Raw genomic sequence first — 15,503 nt, forward strand, 5'->3', positions numbered from 1 at the left:
CGCACCGTCGGAGTGAATTGCTAGCGTCTACCAAGTGATTGCGCGATGCTGAGCCGCCTCATCCGGACATATCTCACAAACTACCGCGGGTACCTGACAGCTGTGGTCGCCCTTCAGTTCGTCGCCACCGCGGCGATGCTGTATCTGCCCACGCTCAACGCCGACATCATCGACAAGGGCGTGGCCGAGGGCGACACCGACTACATCCTGCGTATCGGCGGGTGGATGCTGGTGGTCAGTGTGGTGCAGGTGATCTGCACGATCGCCGCCCAGTACTTCGGCGCGCGCACCGCGCTCGGCGTCGGTCGCGACATTCGCCACGACCTCCTTCATCGGGTCAACACCTTCTCCGCGCGGGAGGTGGGCCGGTTCGGTGCACCGTCGCTGATCACCCGCACCACAAACGACGTGCAGCAGGTGCAGCTGCTGGTGGTGATGAGCACCGCGATCCTGGTGATGGCACCCATCATGTGCATCGGCGGCATCGCGATGGGCATCCACGTGGCGCCGGGACTCTCGTGGCTGCTCGCGATCGCCGTCCCCATCCTCGGCCTCACCATGGCCTTGATCATCGCGCGGATGATCCCCGGCTTCCGGGCCATGCAGGAACGGATCGACGCCGTCAACCGGGTGCTGCGCGAGCAGATCACCGGTATCCGGGTGGTGCGGGCCTTCGTCCGGGAACGCCACGAGATCGATCGTTTCGGGCGCGCCAACGATCATCTGGCCGACGCCACTTTGCGGGTCGGTCGGCTGATGGCGCTGATGTTCCCGCTGGTCATGCTGATCACCAACGTCACCATCGTCGCGGTCATCTGGTTCGGTGGGCATGCGGTGTCCGACGGGTCGGTGGAGATCGGCGCACTGACGGCGATGATGAGCTACGCCATGCAGATCATGATGTCGGTGATGATGGCGTCGTTCCTGGCGATGATGGCGCCGCGCGCCACCGTCTGCGCCGAGCGGATCTGGGAGGTGCTCGACACCGACACCTCGGTGGTCTCCCCCACCGACCCGGTCGGATTCGCCACCGAGCCGTCCACCGTCGAGTTCCGCGGCGCAGAGTTCCGTTACCCCGGCGCCGACGACCCGGTGCTGCGCGACATCGGCTTCCGAGTCGAGAAAGGCACCACCACCGCGATCGTCGGTTCCACCGGGTCGGGCAAGACCACGGTGCTCGGCCTGATCCCACGACTCATCGACGTCACCGCGGGCGCGGTCCTCGTCGGCGGCACCGACGTGCGACGCCTCGACCCCGATCAGCTGCGCTCGGCCATCGGCCTGGTCCCCCAACGCCCGTACCTGTTCTCCGGCACCATCGCCTCCAACATCCGGCACGGCAAACCCGACGCCACCGATGAGGAGATCTGGGAGGCACTGCGGATCGCGCAGGCCGACGATTTCGTGGCGCGCATGCCCGACGGCCTCGACACCACCGTCGCCCAGGGCGGCACCACCGTCTCCGGCGGCCAGCGCCAACGGCTGGCCATCGCGCGGGCATTGATTCGACGCCCCTCGGTGTACCTGTTCGACGACTCGTTCTCCGCACTCGATCTGTCCACCGATGCCCGGTTGCGTGCCGCACTGCGCCCGGCCACCCGGGACGCCGCGGTGATCGTGGTGGCCCAACGCATCTCGACCATCGTCGACGCCGATCAGATCGTGGTGCTCAACCGCGGTCGGATCGTCGGGCTCGGACGCCACGACGATCTCGTGGAGAGTTGCGAGACCTACGCCGAGATCGTCGAATCCCAGCTCGCCATCCAGGACGCGTCATGACCCGGCCCGGCGGTGCGGGTCGACCGGGCGGCGGCGCGGTCGGTCCTCCGATGATGGCCGGCCCCGCCGAAAAGGCACGCTCGTTCGGTCCCTCCATCAAACGACTCATCCGCCTGCTGCTCGCCTACCGGGCGTTCACGGTGACCGTGTTGGCCTCCATCGTCATCTCGGTGATCCTGTCTGCGGTCGCGCCACGCGTCCTCGGCCACGCCACCGACCTGGTGTTCGACGGTGTCATCGGCACCACCCTGCCCGACGGACTCACCAAAGAGCAGGCCGTCGCCGGTCTGCGCGAACAAGGCCAGAACACCTTCGCCGACATGGTGTCGTCGATGGACGTCACGCCCGGTGTGGGCGTCGACTTCACCGCGGTGGGTCAGGTCCTGCTGATCGTGCTGGTGCTCTACGTGTTGTCGTCGGCGCTGGCGTGGCTGGCGGCCTACCTGCTGAACATCGTCGTGGTGGGCACCATCCGACGTCTGCGCGCCGATGTGGAGCAGAAGGTCCACCGGTTGCCCTTGAGCTACTACGACAAGGCCGCACGCGGTGACCTGCTCAGCCGTGTCACCAACGACCTCGACAACCTGTCGCAGAGCCTGCAGCAGACCATCGCGCAGTTCCTGAACTCGGTGCTGATGGTGATCGCGCTGTTGGCGATGATGATCTGGATCTCGCCGCTGTTGGCGCTGATCGCGGTGCTCACCGTTCCATTGGCCTTCATCGCGACCGCGCAGATCGCGAAACGATCCAAACCGCATTTCATGGCCCAGTGGTCGTCGACCGGCAAGCTCAACGCCCAGGTCGAGGAGGCGTTCACCGGCCACGAACTGGTCAAGGCCTTTGGACGCCAATCCGAGATCGAGGCCACCTTCGACGAGCGCAACCAGAAGCTCTTCGAGTCAAGTTGGCGCGCCCAGTTCATCTCCGGGATCATCATGCCGACCATCATGTTCCTGGGGAACCTGAACTATGTGGCGGTCGCCGTGGTGGGCGGACTGCGGGTGGCGTCGGGTTCGCTGAGCCTCGGCGAGGTGCAGGCCTTCATCCAATACTCGCGCCAGTTCACCCAGCCACTCACCCAGATCGGGTCGATGTTCAACCTGATGCAGAGCGGGGTGGCGTCGGCCGAGCGCATCTTCGACGTCCTCGACGCCGACGAGGAGACCCCGGACCCCGTCGATGCCCAGACGCCAGTCGACGGGCACGGCCTGATCGAGTTCGACGACGTCTCGTTCCGGTATGTCGCCGACCGGCCACTCATCGAGAACCTCTCGCTGGTGGCGCAGCCCGGACACATGGTGGCCATCGTGGGGCCCACCGGCGCGGGGAAGACGACGCTGGTGAACCTCATCATGCGCTTCTACGACGTCGACTCCGGAGCCATCGAGGTCGACGGCGTCGACTCTCGCCGGATGACCCGCGACGACCTACGGGAACGCACCGGCATGGTGTTGCAGGACTCGTGGCTGTTCGGCGGCACCATCTACGAGAACATCGCCTACGGCGATCCCACCGCGAGCCGTGCGGAGGTCATCGAGGCAGCCGAACTCAGCCACGTCGATCACTTCGTCCGCACCCTGCCCGACGGCTACGAGACCGTGCTCGATGAAGAGGGCGGTGGCGTCAGCGCAGGTGAGCGACAGTTGATCACCATCGCCCGCGCCTTCCTGGCCAAGCCGACGATCCTCATCCTCGACGAGGCGACCAGTTCGGTGGACACCCGCACCGAATTGCTGATCCAGCAGGCGATGGCCAACCTACGCACCGATCGCACGAGTTTCGTCATCGCGCACCGACTCTCCACCGTGCGCGACGCCGACGTGATCGTGGTGATGGAAGACGGCCACATCGTGGAGCAGGGCAGCCACGACGAACTGCTCGCCGCTCGCGGCGCCTACTGCCGGCTCTACAACAGTCAGTTCGCCGGTCCGCTCGAGGACGAGGTCCTCGAGGATGACTCCGTTGTCCGATAGGCGGTCGAGCCGCGGGGCCCGCCGACGCAGGGGTCGACGATGCGCCTGCTGACACCGCAGCATCCGGCGCGCCTGGTCGCCATCGGATTCGCCCTCGCGGTGGCGGTGGGCACCGTGTTGCTGATGTTGCCGATCGCCACCGAGAGCGGCGACTCGGCCCCACCGGTCACCGCGCTGTTCACCGCGACCTCGGCCGTGTGCGTGACCGGGCTCGTCGTGGTCGACACCGGCTCGTACTGGTCGACCTTCGGCGAACTGGTCATCCTCGCGCTCATCCAGATCGGCGGTCTGGGCATCATGACCCTCGCGTCGCTGCTCGGATTGCTCGTGGCCCGCCGGATGGGCTTGCGTATGCAGCTCGTGGCGCAGGCGGAGACCAAATCCCTGCGCCTCGGCGAGAGCAAACGGGTCGTCGTCGGCGTCATCGTGCTGAGCCTGATCGTGGAGGCGATCATCGCCGCGGTGCTCACCGGCCGGTTCTACACCGGATACGACGAGAGTTTCGGACGCGCCCTGTATCTCGGGATCTTCCACTCGATCTCGGCGTACAACAACGCCGGGTTCTCGTTGTACCCCGACAGTCTGGTCCCCTTCGCCACCGATCTGTGGATCATCGCGCCCATCGTCGTCGGGTTCGTCCTCGGCGGGCTCGGGTTTCCTGTCATGTTCGAGGCCGGCCGACACCTACTGCACTGGCTGCGCCGTGCCGAAGAGCGCATCACCGGATGGTCGCTGCACACCAAGATCACAGTGTGGACCTACGCCGGCCTCGCGCTGCTGGGGGCGGTGTCCATCACGGCCATCGAATGGTCCAATGCCGCCACGCTCGGGCCGCTGGACGGTGTGGGCAAGCTGGTGACCGGCGTGTTCGCCGGGCTGTCGCCGCGTACCGCAGGTTTCAACTCGATCGACGTGAGCGCGATGCATCCGTCGTCCCTGTTGATCACCGACATGCTGATGTTCATCGGCGGCGGCAGCGCCGGCACCGCCGGCGGCATCAAGGTCACCACCTTCGCACTGCTGGCCTTCGTGGTGATCGCCGAAGTGCGCGGTGAACCGAGCGTGCACGTGGTGGGTCGCAAACTCGCACCGGCGGTGCAGCGCCAGGCCATCACGGTGGTGCTACTCGGCGCCGGCGCGGTGATCGTCGGCACTCTGGCGATCATGTTGATGACCGAATATCGGCTGGAAGCCGTGATGTTCGAGGTGGTCTCCGCTTTCGCGACGGTCGGCCTGTCCACCGGCATCACCGCCGACCTGCCCGCCGGCGCTCAGGCGCTGCTCGTAGTGTTGATGTTCATCGGCCGGCTCGGACCGATCACACTCGCCACCGCACTGGCCCTGCGCGAGCGCACCCGCCGGTACGAGTACCCAGAGGAAAGGCCGATCGTTGGCTAACAGCAAGACTCGACACGGAACCCGCGTGGCCGTCATCGGCCTCGGACGGTTCGGCACATCGCTGGCGCGCGAACTGGTCAAGCAGGGTTCCGAAGTACTCGGCATCGATGCAGACCCGCGCAATGTCCAACGGTGCGCCGACGATCTGACGCACACGGCGGTCGCCGACACCACCGACCGCGAGGCCCTCGATCAGCTCGGTGTACCCGAATTCCGACTCGCTGTGGTCGGCATCGGCTCCGACCTGGAGTCCAGCATCCTGACCACATCGCTGTTGGCCGACTTCCGAATTCCGCGGATCTGGGCGAAGGCCACCAGCCGCCAGCACGGGCGCATCCTCGAACGGGTCGGCGCCCACCATGTGGTGCTGCCCGAACACGACATGGGCGAGCGCGTCGCACATCTGGTGACCGGCCGGATGCTGGACTTCATCCAGTTCGACGAGGATTTCGCGATGGTCAAGACACTCGCGCCGTCGGCGATCACCGGAAAGACGTTGTCGGCGAGCCGATTGCGTACCAAATTCGACATCACCGTGGTCGCCATCAAACGTCCCGGCGCCGAATTCACCTATGCGACCGAGGACAGTGCGGTGTCGGCGGGCGACATGCTGGTGGTGGCCGGACGCACCGCCGAAGTGGAGAGGTTCGCCGATCTGGCGTGACCCAGCAGGTCAGTCCGAGTGACCGTGTCCGGGTTCCAACGCGCCGGCGATGCGTTGCTCGAGTTGCTGCGCTGCGGCCGGCGGCACGACGATGAGTCCTTCGAGTTCGTCGCGCGCTTTACGGTAGGCGGCCTGACGCTCGGCCGCTGTCGCCCCGGCGTCAGCGGCCACCGCCACCAGCCGACGGGCCCGTTCCAGGCGCTCTCGTTCGAACGGGGTGAAGTCGGACTGTCGGCGGCGGCGCGCCTCCCGCTCGGCGGCGTCGAAGGCGGTTGCGTAGTCGCTCACGGCATCGCGGTACTCCGCGAAGGCCGCGGGTTCCAGCAGTTCACCGGGATCGGCCGGCCGCAGATCATCGGCACGCACCTTGGCGCGGTGAAACGCCAGGGTCAACGGCTCGCGCAGATCGGTCATCATCGGGTACTCGATGAGTGTGGCGAGGTCGAGTTCGTAGCCGAACCAGCGATCGTTCACGTCGTCGTGCCGGGCGAGGGCCTTGGCGATGGCGGCGGTGCTCGTCTGGGTGATCCGCAGTTCCTCGGCCCGCGACGACGCCCTGATCCGCTCGAGTTCGATCTTGTCGCGGCGACGCTTCTCGTTGTATGCGGCAATTCGGGCGGCCCAGCCCCCGACGACACCGCCGATCGGGAAGATCAGCCACCAGAAATCGCCGATGGAGCCCATGAAGCCACCCACGGTTCAATGCTACCGACGCTGCGGGTGGCGCATCTAAGCTTGGGGAGTGGCCGACCCCAACGCCGAACATCTCCACCCGGCGTCTCTTGCCGACTGGCACGACTGGTTGCGGGCGCACCACGACTCCTGCGCCGGGGTATGGGTGGTGTTCTGGCGCAAGGGCTCTGGACGGGAACCACTCGACTACGACGCCGCGGTGCGCGAGGCGCTGTGCTGGGGGTGGGTCGACGGCCACACCCGCGTCATCGACGAGCACCGCCGGGGCATGTGGTTCACCCACCGCGGACGCAACAGTGCCTGGGCCGCGTCCAACAAGGCGCGGGTCGCCGATCTGGTGGCCGAGGGCCGCATGCAGCCCGCAGGTCAGGCGGTGATCGACGACGCGAAGGCACGCGGCCTGTGGACCCTGCTCGACGACGCCGAGGCGCTCATCGAGTCTCCGGAGCTGACTGCCGCCCTCGACGCGGATGCCGCTGCCCGCTCGAACTGGGATGCGTGGCCGGCGAGCGTACGGAAATCCGCCCTCACCCAGCTCGCCTTCGCCAAGCAGCCCGCCACCAAGACCCGCCGCATCGCGACGATCGTCGAAAAAGCTGCCCGCAATGAACGCCCGTGACGCGATGCCGGACGCGTCGCCCCAACCGCTGGTCGAGTCGCCCGCGAGCCGCCAGGCGAGCGAGCATATCGAGACCCGCACCCACGACGACCGGCACGTCACCTACAGATCCGGGATCGGCAGATCCAGGTTCGGAGTGACGATTCCGCCGTCGACCTCGATGATCTTGCCGGTCAGATACGACCCGGCCGGCGAGGCGAGGAACAGCGCGGCGGCCGCCACATCCTCCGGCTCGCCGAGCCGGTGTAGCGGCGTGGCCGACTCGATCTGGGTGCGCATGTTCTCGTCGTCGGCGACCACATCGAGGGCCGACGTCAGGATCGCGCCCGGCGCTATGCCGTTGACCCGGATCTTCGGGTTGAGATCCATCGCGATGAGTCGGGTGTATTGGGCCAGTGCACCTTTGGCCGTTCCGTACGCCGCGTAGGCACGGCCGGGGGCCCGCCCCACCGTCGAGGTGATGTTGATGACCGCACCGCCGTCGGCATTGTCGAGCATATGCGGGACCGCCGCCAGGATCAGTGCGTGTGCATTGGTGACGTTGAAGTCGAAGGCCTGCGTCAGATGTCGGGGCTTGGTGTCGAGCAGCGGGCGCGGCATGGCGCCGCCTACGTTGTTGACCACGATGTCGAGCCGTCCGAACTCGTCGGCGGCTGTGTCGGCGAGACCGGCGGCGGTGTCAGGATCGGACAGGTCGGCCGCCACCACCAGGGCGCGCCGCCCGACCTCGCGGATGCGAGCGGCCACCTTGTCGAGTTCGCCTTCGCTGCGTGCCGAGATCACCACGTCGGCACCCGCCTCGGCGAAGGCGACCGCGATCGCGGCCCCCAGGCCACGCCCGGCGCCCGTCACGACCGCCACCTTGTCTTCGATACGGAATCTGTCGAGGATCACGCCCTCGAGGATGCCACCTATCCGCCAAAATGAGAACACGTTCTACTTCGAAATGTGGGGTCTGCCGCGTGTGTGCGCTGCGCTCACCATGCTGTGCCCTACACTGAAACCACTCTCATCGCGTCGCACGGCATAGTCATCCGTTACCCGATTCGGGCGGAACGCACTCTCCTCACGTGTCCGCTCGTCCCAGATGTACCGAGATGATCGGGCCCGCCAGTCGCACGGCGATGACCGCACCGACCCGTACCTCGGCCAGCCGGCCCCGGTCGAACCCTCGTGAACGGACGGACATGAACGACTACGACCCGCTCTTCTCACATGCTTCCGAGACCACCAACACCTCGGACCCGCAGACCACCGCCACCACGGACCTGTTCTTCTCGGCCACCACTACGCAACAGACCAGCGGTGGGCACAGCGCCGAGTGATCCGCCGAGGCAAGCGACCGGCTCGGAGACGACAAACGCCGCCCGAGTTGATCGGGCGGCGTCGGTACGAAAGCGGTGCTCGTCAGAGGGTGGTCACCGAAGTGGCCTGCGGCCCCTTGGGTCCCTGCTCCACCTCGAACTCGACACGCTGCTGCTCGTCGAGGGTGCGGAATCCACTGGTCTGGATGGCCGAGTAGTGAACGAAGACGTCACCGTCGGTGCTGTTGTCGGGAGCGATGAAGCCGAAGCCCTTTTCGCTGTTGAACCATTTGACGGTTCCCTGTGCCATGATGCGGGTACTTCTCTCTATATGCAGTCGGGCGCCAGTCGGCGCCCGAGCGACCATTGTGGCACATCAACCACCGTTTCCCGGAATCGGTCGACGACACCTCTCGCCCACGCACGGAGTAGCTCAGTAGTCCTGCCCCGGACGCACCACCGCCAGCAAGTCCTCCCCGGAGCGGTAGCGGCGAAGGTTCTCGGCCATCCACGGTGCCATCGCCCGCGTCAGCCCGGACGCCGGATTCGCGACGTGCGGGGTGATGATGACGTTGGGCAGCGACCACAGCGGGTCGTCTCCGGCCGGCGGCTCGGGATCGGTGACGTCGAGGGCTGCACCGGCGATCTCGCCGTTGCGCAGCGCATCAAGAAGCGCTGCCTGATCCACCAGCGGTCCCCGAGCCACATTGACGATCCACGCATGAGTGGGCAACGCGGCCAGGGACTGCGCGTTGATCAGATGATGGGTCTGCGCGGTTGCGGGCGCGGCGAGGACCACGTGGTCGGTCTGCGCCCACACCTCGTCGGTGCGATCGGACGGCACGGTCAGCGCGGCCCCGTCGACCGGCCGGCCGGAGCGGTTGACGGCGATGGTGCGGGCGCCGCACGCCGACAGGCGCGGGATCAGCGAGGCGGCAATACCGCCGGCCCCGATGATCGCGACCGTGGACCCGTGCAGCGAGCGGACCGCGGTGTCGATGGGTTCTTTGTCCCAGTGCCGGAGTACCGCCGTGTTGATCTGGCGCAGCCCGGCCAACAGCAGGCCAAGCGCATGCTCGGCGACGTTGTCGGCGTAGAAGCCCGAGGCATTGGTCCACACCCGGCGATCGTCGATGACGTCGGCGGCGACGTACTCCTCGATACCTGCGGTCTTGAGCGCGACCCACTCGATGTCGTCGTCGAGGTCGGGAAAGTCGGCGACCGCGCCGATCCACACCAGCACCCGGGCATCGGCGAGATCCACCACGCGGCCGCCGGCCGACTCCACGGCGGCCACCAGGTGCTCGTCACGGTTCGGCTCGACCGCCACCGGAATCGCGGCGGCGTCGGTCTTTGCGGGGCTCACTTGCGCGCCTCGACGATCCCGCGGGCGGCGGAGGTGGCCAGTTCGTCGGCGATCTCGTTGTAGTGGTCCCCCGAGTGTCCCTTCACCCATTTCCACGTCACCTCGTGACGCTTCTCCTCCTCGATGAGGCGGCGCCACAGCTCGGCGTTCTTCACCGGCTTCTTGTCGGAGGTCTTCCACCCGTTGCGCTGCCAGCCGGCCACCCATTTGGTGATGCCGTTACGCACATAATTCGAGTCCGTGTAGATGATTACCGTGGAGGGCCGGGTCAGCGCCGCGAGCCCCTCGATGGCGCCGGTCAGCTCCATCTTGTTGTTGGTGGTGGCCGGATCGGCCCCGGACAGTCGCTTCTCGCGTCCGCGGTGACGCAGGATCGCCCCCCATCCACCAGGGCCAGGATTACCCAGGCATGCACCGTCGGTGGAGATCTCGACCACGTCGTGTGGCTCGGTCGTCTCCGAGGGGAGAAGATCGGTGGACGGTTCGTCGGGGGTGGGTTCGAACAGGGCGTCGGTCACTCACCGAAGGGTACTGCACGGGTGCCATCGGCCGTGCCGAGGAGTTTGACGGGGATCGAGGCCTGCCGCCGACGCGCGCCGACGCCTAGTCTTGAACCATGCAGACCTGGGATCCGGACCGTTACCTGCAATTCGCCGACGCTCGTGCCCGCCCCTTCCTCGATCTCATCGCCCAGGTACCGACCGCACCGACCACCATCGTCGACCTCGGCTGCGGACCCGGCCACCTGACCCGCCACCTGCGAGCTCTGTGGCCCGAATCCCAGATCCTGGGGATCGACTCGTCGCCGCGCATGATCGAGAAGGCCTTCCGCGAGAACACCGATCCACACGCCAACTACGACATCGCCGATGCCGCCGACTGGTCGCCCAATCAGCCGGTCGATCTGATCGTGTCCAACGCGATGTTCCAGTGGCTTCCCGACCCGATGGCGATCATCGACCGCCTGCTCGGTCACCTCAACGACGGCGGCGTCTTCGCGGTCCAGGTCCCGGACAACACCGGGTCGCCGATGCACCGCGAGCTACGCGACCTCGCCGACGATCCCCGCTTCGCCGAACAACTGCGCGACGTGCGGCGGATGCCCGGTTTCGACCCGGCCGACCTCCTCGCCTTCTTCACCGAACGTGGCTTCACGACCAACACCTGGTCGACTACGTATCTGCACGTGCTGCACGGCGACGACCCCGTCTACGACTGGAGCGCGGGGACCACCGCGCGGCCTTACCTGACGGCACTGGACGACGACGACTGCGAGACCTTCATGGCCGAGTACAAGCAGCGCCTGCGTGACGCCTACCCGCCGCAATCGGTGGGCACTGTGCTGCCGTTCCGGAGGACCTTCGCGGTCGCCACGCCGTTCTGACCCGCGCTGGTGCCGACGATGGACACGGCGTCGTCGAAATCGTGACAACTGTGCGGCGGTGACGGGACACGTCACCCCACGGCAACCGTCCGTACACGCCACAGCCATACGTTGCGGTGCGTGATCACCACAGCTGCCGATCGGATCGGCCACCTCGTCCGAGCCGGCGACCTCCCGGCCGTCGCGGCGGATCTACAGGCCATGCCATCCGACGACGTGGCCGCCCTCATCGAACAACTCCCGCGGCGGCACCGCGGCGTGACTTTTCGACTGCTCGGTAAAGAGGCCGCCAACGCCGTTTTCGACGCACTTCCCCCGCCATTCCAGCGTGGCCTGGTGGAGGAACTCGGGACCGCCGAGGTCGCCTCGGCCTTCCGCGAACTCGATCCCGACGACCGCGCAGAACTCCTCGACGAACTCCCTGCATCGGTCGCCAAGGCGCTCGTGCGCGGGCTGTCGCCCGGCGAGCGGGAGATCACCGGAATCGTCCTCGGGTACCCGCGCGGGTCGGTCGGCCGCCGCATGAGCCCGGAGTTCGTCCACGCATACCCGGACGAGACCGTGGCACAGGCGCTCGATCGGATACGCACGAACGGCCGCGACGCCGAGACGATCTACGCCGTGCCGGTCGTCGACCGCGGGCGCCGACTCTGCGGCATGCTCTCCCTGCGTGATCTTCTGCTCGCCGACCCGGAATCGCAGCCGGGCGAACACATGTCGGAGCCGATCTACGCGCACGCGCTCGACGACGCCGAACCCGCCTCGTTCCGATGTGTGGAGCGGGGCGTCCTGGCCATGCCGGTGGTGGATTCGGAGAACCGCCTGGTGGGAGTCCTCACCATCGACGATGCCGTCGACGTCGTCGAACAGGCGCGCGATGTCGACGAGGCGCGCAGCGGTGCCCGCGAACGCCTCGAGGAGCCCTACCTCGTCTCATCGATCCTCAGCATCACGCGGGCACGCATCGTCTGGCTGTTCGTGCTCGCGGTATCGGCGATTCTGACCGTCAATGTGCTGGAGATCTTCGAGGGCACCCTCGAACAGGAAGTCGCGCTGGCACTGTTCATCCCGCTGCTCACCGGAATCGGCGGCAATACCGGGTCGCAGGCCGCCACCACCATCACCCGTGCGCTGGCGGTCCACGAGCTCGCACCGCGGGATGTCCTGCGCGTCGCAGGTAAGGAGATCCGGGTCGGCGTCACGTTGGGGACATTCCTGGGCACAGTCGGTTTCGCGGTCGCCGCGGCCGTCTACGGTCTCGACATCGGCATCGTGATCGGCACGACCATCCTCGCCATCTGCGCGCTGGCGGCCACGGTCGGCGGGATCATGCCGTTGATCGCCCGCATCTGTCGGGTCGATCCCGCGGTGTTCTCCACACCGTTCATCTCCACGTTCTGCGACGCCACCGGACTCATCATCTATTTCACCATCGCCAAGTCGGTGCTGGGCATCTGAGGGCGCCGAGTCCGGCGACGCTCAGTACTTCGTCGGGCGAACACCGGTGTAGACCCCTTCGGGCCGGAACCGCAGCCGGGTTTCGTGAAACTCCTCGAGTGCGTGTGCCGTCCAGCCGGCCATCCGCGCCACCGCGAAGATGGTCTCGGCGGCGTCGGGCCGCATCCGATGGGCAAGCGCGAGTGCTGCAAGCGCCAGATCCGAGTTCACGAATGTATCCGACGGCAGGCGACGCTCGATCTCCTCGAGCGCATCGACAACCCTCGGATCGGCGGTCGGCGAGGTGCGCAGCATCTCGATGAGCACGTCGGCGCGCGGATCACGACGGCGGTACACGACGTGTCCGGTGCCGGGGATCGGGCCACCCAGATACATTTGGTCGGCCATCGCCGCACGCGGATCCGCGACGGCACCGGCCAGCATCCGGTAGGCGAATGTCGTTGCACCACCGTGTATCGGACCGTCGAACGCGCCGAGACCCGCGCTCAGGACCGCGTACACGTTGCCGCGCGCACTGGCCGCCACGCGGGCCGCGACCGCGCCCGCCGACAGGTCGTGGTCGGCGAGCAACACCAGTGCGGCGTCGAGCACGCGGATCGTCTCGGCGGTAGCCGGCTCGGCGGTGAGACACGGCCACAGTCGTTGGGCCAGAGCGCCGTTCGACGACGCACCGCCGGGCGACAGCACGTCGACCGCGGCGGCGATGGTGGTGGCTGCGGCGGTGGTCACCGCGGCCCGGGCCCGGTCGTGACGTTGCGCGTCGCGCGCACCCCAGACGTCGGTGGTGAGCCGGATCAGGTCGAGTCCGCGGGCGTGCGGACCGGCGAGGGAAACGATCCGATCCCGTGTCGCCGAGTCGATTCGGAACAGCGACCCCCAGTCGACCTCGTAGTCCCACAACATGTTCGCCACATTCTCGAACGACATGGTCCGTGCCAGGTCGGCGGCGTCACGCCCGCGGTAGTACAGGTGATCGTCCTGCAGCAGGGTCAGTTGTGTGCGGATACGTTCGACGACCCCGGCCGGTGCCCTACGCACACGCCCCGACATCAGTGCTTCCACCTCGTCGACTCCGAACACGCTGCCGTCGACGCCGTCGATGCGCGCACTGGTCATCCGGCCGCGACTCACGTAGGCGTACACGGTGGTCGTCTTGACCCCGAGCAGCTTCGCGACCTGCTCGGTGGTCAGGTAGTCGCGGCCGTCGTGCCGGATCGGCTTCAGGAATCGGCGGGTGTGGGTCCGAGGCGCCATACATTGATGAAATCAACATTGACCCGGTCGATCAATACTCGCATCGTGGCAGGTGAGGCGACCTCGACTCGCCGAACACGAACGGAGACCTACGATGAACCAACTGATCGCACCCGAAGGCCTGGCGAATGTGGTCGTCGCCGACACCGAGATCGGCGACGTCCGCGGCGACGAGGGCTTCTACCACTACCGTGAGCATTCGGCGATCGACCTCGCGCGGACGCGGTCATTCGAGGAGGTCTGGTACCTGTTCGTCCACGGCGCACTTCCCGATGCACATCAGCTCACGCAGTTCCGCACCACGACAGCGCAATTGCGTCCACTCCCGGACGAGTTGGCCGGCCTGCTGCGCGCATCGGCCCTGCTCGGCGACGGCCGCGACACCCTCGCGGGCCTGCGGACGGTGTTGTCGGCGGCCGGTCCCGCACTCGGGGTGGCGCCCTTGTGGGAGAGCGATGCCGATTCCATCCGCCACGACTCGATGCGGGTGGCGGCGATGACGCCGACGATCCTGGCTGCGCTGCACCGGATTCGCAGCGGCGAGGACCCGGTCGAACCCGACCCGGAGTTGCCGGTCGCCGCCAACTGGCTCTACCAGTTGACCGGACGCCGCGCCCCGGACGAGCACGTGCGGGCCGTCGAGCAGTATCTGATCGCCACGATCGATCACGGGTTCAACGCCTCCACGTTCACCGCCCGGGTCATCGCATCCACCGGTGCCGACATCCACGCGGCGGTCTGTGGTGCGCTGGGCGCGTTCTCGGGTCCGCTGCACGGTGGGGCACCCGACCGGGCGTTGGATTCGCTCGACGAGATCGCCCGCCACGGTGACGCCACCGCCTGGGCGCGGGAACAGATCGCCGACCGCCGCCGCATCATGGGCTTCGGCCACGCGGTGTACCGCACGGTCGATCCGCGGTCGGAGTTGCTGCGCGAGATCGCCCTCGGCCTCGGCGGCCCCACCGTCGAACGAGCCGTCGAGGTGGAGCGTCAGGTGGTCGACGTCCTGCGTGAAGCGCACCCCGACCAACCCCGGTACGCCAACGTCGAGTTCTATGCGGGCGTCGTGATGGATGCCTGCGGGGTCCCCAGGTCCATGTTCACGCCCACCTTCGCCGTCAGCCGGGTGGTGGGTTGGTGCGCCAACATCGCCGAGCAGGCCCGCTCGCGCAAGATCATCCGGCCTCGCGCGCGGTATGTGGGTCCCGCGCCCCGCTGACCTGCGACAGCTTTCGGTCACGCCTACATCTCGGTTCGGCTCGGGATCTGTGGACCTCGATTAACATCTGTAACACTGGCACCACAGTCGCCGGGTGTGTAGGGGGTCTCATGGTCAGCCGACATGTACTTGTCACCGGGCCGGTGGTCATGGCGCTCGCAGTGAGCGCCATCGCCGTCGGTCCGGCTGCGCCCGCGCACGCATCGATCTGCAGTGCCGTCGGATTCCACGGCGGCGACGTCGGCAGCACCGGCAGCAGTGGCTCCAGTGAGATCGGCCTCGGCAGTGCCGACTTAGCCTCGATCCACCGATTCGTATGCGCTCGGTCGGTGCGGGATAGGCGAAATGCCCTGTCTGAGTGACAGAATGGGACTTGCTTAGGGTTCCATCCG

General features: G+C 67.2%; 15 protein-coding genes. 9 read left to right on the top strand and 6 right to left on the bottom strand.

Annotated features, from left to right (window positions below):
* Positions 1–45 precede the first annotated feature (45 nt).
* From ACIGKQ_RS06705 to ACIGKQ_RS06720, 4 genes are read left to right on the top strand one after another with little or no spacing between them, the layout of a single operon-like run.
* A complete protein-coding gene (locus ACIGKQ_RS06705) occupies positions 46–1,779 on the top strand; it encodes an ABC transporter ATP-binding protein (protein ID WP_396572852.1) in 1,734 nt (577 codons plus the stop codon).
* Entirely contained in the window at positions 1,776–3,752 is a 1,977-nt protein-coding gene (locus ACIGKQ_RS06710; RefSeq protein ID WP_396572854.1) for an ABC transporter ATP-binding protein, read from the top strand. The genes ACIGKQ_RS06705 and ACIGKQ_RS06710 overlap by 4 nt, the downstream gene beginning before the upstream one ends.
* A gap of 39 nt (positions 3,753–3,791) precedes the next feature.
* A complete protein-coding gene (locus tag ACIGKQ_RS06715; protein WP_396572856.1) occupies positions 3,792–5,150 on the top strand; it encodes a TrkH family potassium uptake protein in 1,359 nt (452 codons plus the stop codon).
* A gap of 25 nt (positions 5,151–5,175) precedes the next feature.
* On the top strand, positions 5,176–5,814 hold the full coding sequence (locus tag ACIGKQ_RS06720) for a TrkA family potassium uptake protein (RefSeq protein WP_235722921.1): 639 nt from the start codon (positions 5,176–5,178) through the stop codon (positions 5,812–5,814).
* Between the two features lie 9 nt (positions 5,815–5,823).
* On the opposite strand, the gene ACIGKQ_RS06725 is transcribed toward ACIGKQ_RS06720, so the two are convergent.
* Positions 5,824–6,510 carry a hypothetical protein gene (locus tag ACIGKQ_RS06725; protein ID WP_396572857.1) on the bottom strand — a complete coding sequence of 229 codons (687 nt, stop codon included), beginning with the start codon at positions 6,508–6,510 and terminating at the stop codon, positions 5,824–5,826.
* Positions 6,511–6,556: 46 nt separating this feature from the next.
* Here ACIGKQ_RS06725 and ACIGKQ_RS06730 point away from each other — a divergent pair, with 46 nt between their 5' ends.
* Positions 6,557–7,126, top strand: coding sequence for a YdeI family protein (locus ACIGKQ_RS06730; RefSeq protein ID WP_396572858.1), 570 nt, complete (start codon positions 6,557–6,559; stop codon positions 7,124–7,126).
* 102 nt (positions 7,127–7,228) lie between these two features.
* On the opposite strand, the gene ACIGKQ_RS06735 is transcribed toward ACIGKQ_RS06730, so the two are convergent.
* Entirely contained in the window at positions 7,229–8,020 is a 792-nt protein-coding gene (locus ACIGKQ_RS06735; RefSeq protein WP_396572860.1) for an SDR family oxidoreductase, read from the bottom strand.
* A gap of 293 nt (positions 8,021–8,313) precedes the next feature.
* Between ACIGKQ_RS06735 and ACIGKQ_RS06740 the strand changes: the two genes are divergently transcribed.
* Positions 8,314–8,451: a hypothetical protein gene (locus tag ACIGKQ_RS06740; RefSeq protein WP_287014670.1), complete on the top strand. Its 138-nt coding sequence runs from the start codon at positions 8,314–8,316 to the stop codon at positions 8,449–8,451.
* A gap of 82 nt (positions 8,452–8,533) precedes the next feature.
* Here ACIGKQ_RS06740 and ACIGKQ_RS06745 read toward each other — a convergent pair whose 3' ends face one another.
* The 3 genes from ACIGKQ_RS06745 to rnhA form a co-directional block, all read right to left on the bottom strand.
* On the bottom strand, positions 8,534–8,740 hold the full coding sequence (locus ACIGKQ_RS06745; RefSeq protein ID WP_266060655.1) for a cold-shock protein: 207 nt from the start codon (positions 8,738–8,740) through the stop codon (positions 8,534–8,536).
* Positions 8,741–8,863: 123 nt separating this feature from the next.
* Positions 8,864–9,796, bottom strand: a complete 933-nt coding sequence (locus ACIGKQ_RS06750; RefSeq protein WP_287014672.1) for a D-isomer specific 2-hydroxyacid dehydrogenase family protein — start codon at positions 9,794–9,796, stop codon at positions 8,864–8,866.
* Positions 9,793–10,233 (bottom strand): ribonuclease HI, encoded by a 441-nt coding sequence (gene rnhA / locus ACIGKQ_RS06755; protein ID WP_235723046.1) that lies wholly within the window; start codon positions 10,231–10,233, stop codon positions 9,793–9,795. Before rnhA ends, ACIGKQ_RS06750 begins: the two co-directional genes overlap by 4 nt.
* 179 nt (positions 10,234–10,412) lie before the next feature.
* Between rnhA and ACIGKQ_RS06760 the strand changes: the two genes are divergently transcribed.
* Together ACIGKQ_RS06760 and mgtE are read left to right on the top strand one after the other, a co-directional pair.
* Positions 10,413–11,180: a methyltransferase domain-containing protein gene (locus tag ACIGKQ_RS06760; RefSeq protein ID WP_235722927.1), complete on the top strand. Its 768-nt coding sequence runs from the start codon at positions 10,413–10,415 to the stop codon at positions 11,178–11,180.
* A gap of 120 nt (positions 11,181–11,300) precedes the next feature.
* Entirely contained in the window at positions 11,301–12,638 is a 1,338-nt protein-coding gene (gene mgtE, locus ACIGKQ_RS06765; RefSeq protein ID WP_396572863.1) for a magnesium transporter, read from the top strand.
* Positions 12,639–12,659: 21 nt separating this feature from the next.
* Here mgtE and ACIGKQ_RS06770 read toward each other — a convergent pair whose 3' ends face one another.
* Positions 12,660–13,892 carry a citrate synthase gene (locus tag ACIGKQ_RS06770; protein ID WP_396572864.1) on the bottom strand — a complete coding sequence of 411 codons (1,233 nt, stop codon included), beginning with the start codon at positions 13,890–13,892 and terminating at the stop codon, positions 12,660–12,662.
* Positions 13,893–13,986: 94 nt separating this feature from the next.
* Between ACIGKQ_RS06770 and ACIGKQ_RS06775 the strand changes: the two genes are divergently transcribed.
* Positions 13,987–15,111 (top strand): citrate/2-methylcitrate synthase, encoded by a 1,125-nt coding sequence (locus tag ACIGKQ_RS06775; protein ID WP_396572866.1) that lies wholly within the window; start codon positions 13,987–13,989, stop codon positions 15,109–15,111.
* Positions 15,112–15,503: the final 392 nt, after the last annotated feature.

This window comes from Gordonia sp. NPDC062954 (assembly GCF_044543825.1).
In the GTDB taxonomy this organism is placed as follows: domain Bacteria; phylum Actinomycetota; class Actinomycetes; order Mycobacteriales; family Mycobacteriaceae; genus Gordonia; species Gordonia tangerina.

Bases quoted from the DNA above. Each gene is read 5' to 3' on its own strand.
- ACIGKQ_RS06705 (WP_396572852.1), top strand. From the start codon at position 46: ATGCTGAGCCGCCTCATCCGGACATATCTCACAAACTACCGCGGGTAC.
- ACIGKQ_RS06710 (WP_396572854.1), top strand. From the start codon at position 1,776: ATGACCCGGCCCGGCGGTGCGGGTCGACCGGGCGGCGGCGCGGTCGGT.
- ACIGKQ_RS06715 (WP_396572856.1), top strand. From the start codon at position 3,792: ATGCGCCTGCTGACACCGCAGCATCCGGCGCGCCTGGTCGCCATCGGA.
- ACIGKQ_RS06740 (WP_287014670.1), top strand. From the start codon at position 8,314: ATGAACGACTACGACCCGCTCTTCTCACATGCTTCCGAGACCACCAAC.
- ACIGKQ_RS06745 (WP_266060655.1), bottom strand. From the start codon at position 8,740: ATGGCACAGGGAACCGTCAAATGGTTCAACAGCGAAAAGGGCTTCGGC.
- ACIGKQ_RS06760 (WP_235722927.1), top strand. From the start codon at position 10,413: ATGCAGACCTGGGATCCGGACCGTTACCTGCAATTCGCCGACGCTCGT.
- ACIGKQ_RS06770 (WP_396572864.1), bottom strand. From the start codon at position 13,892: ATGGCGCCTCGGACCCACACCCGCCGATTCCTGAAGCCGATCCGGCAC.
- ACIGKQ_RS06775 (WP_396572866.1), top strand. From the start codon at position 13,987: ATGAACCAACTGATCGCACCCGAAGGCCTGGCGAATGTGGTCGTCGCC.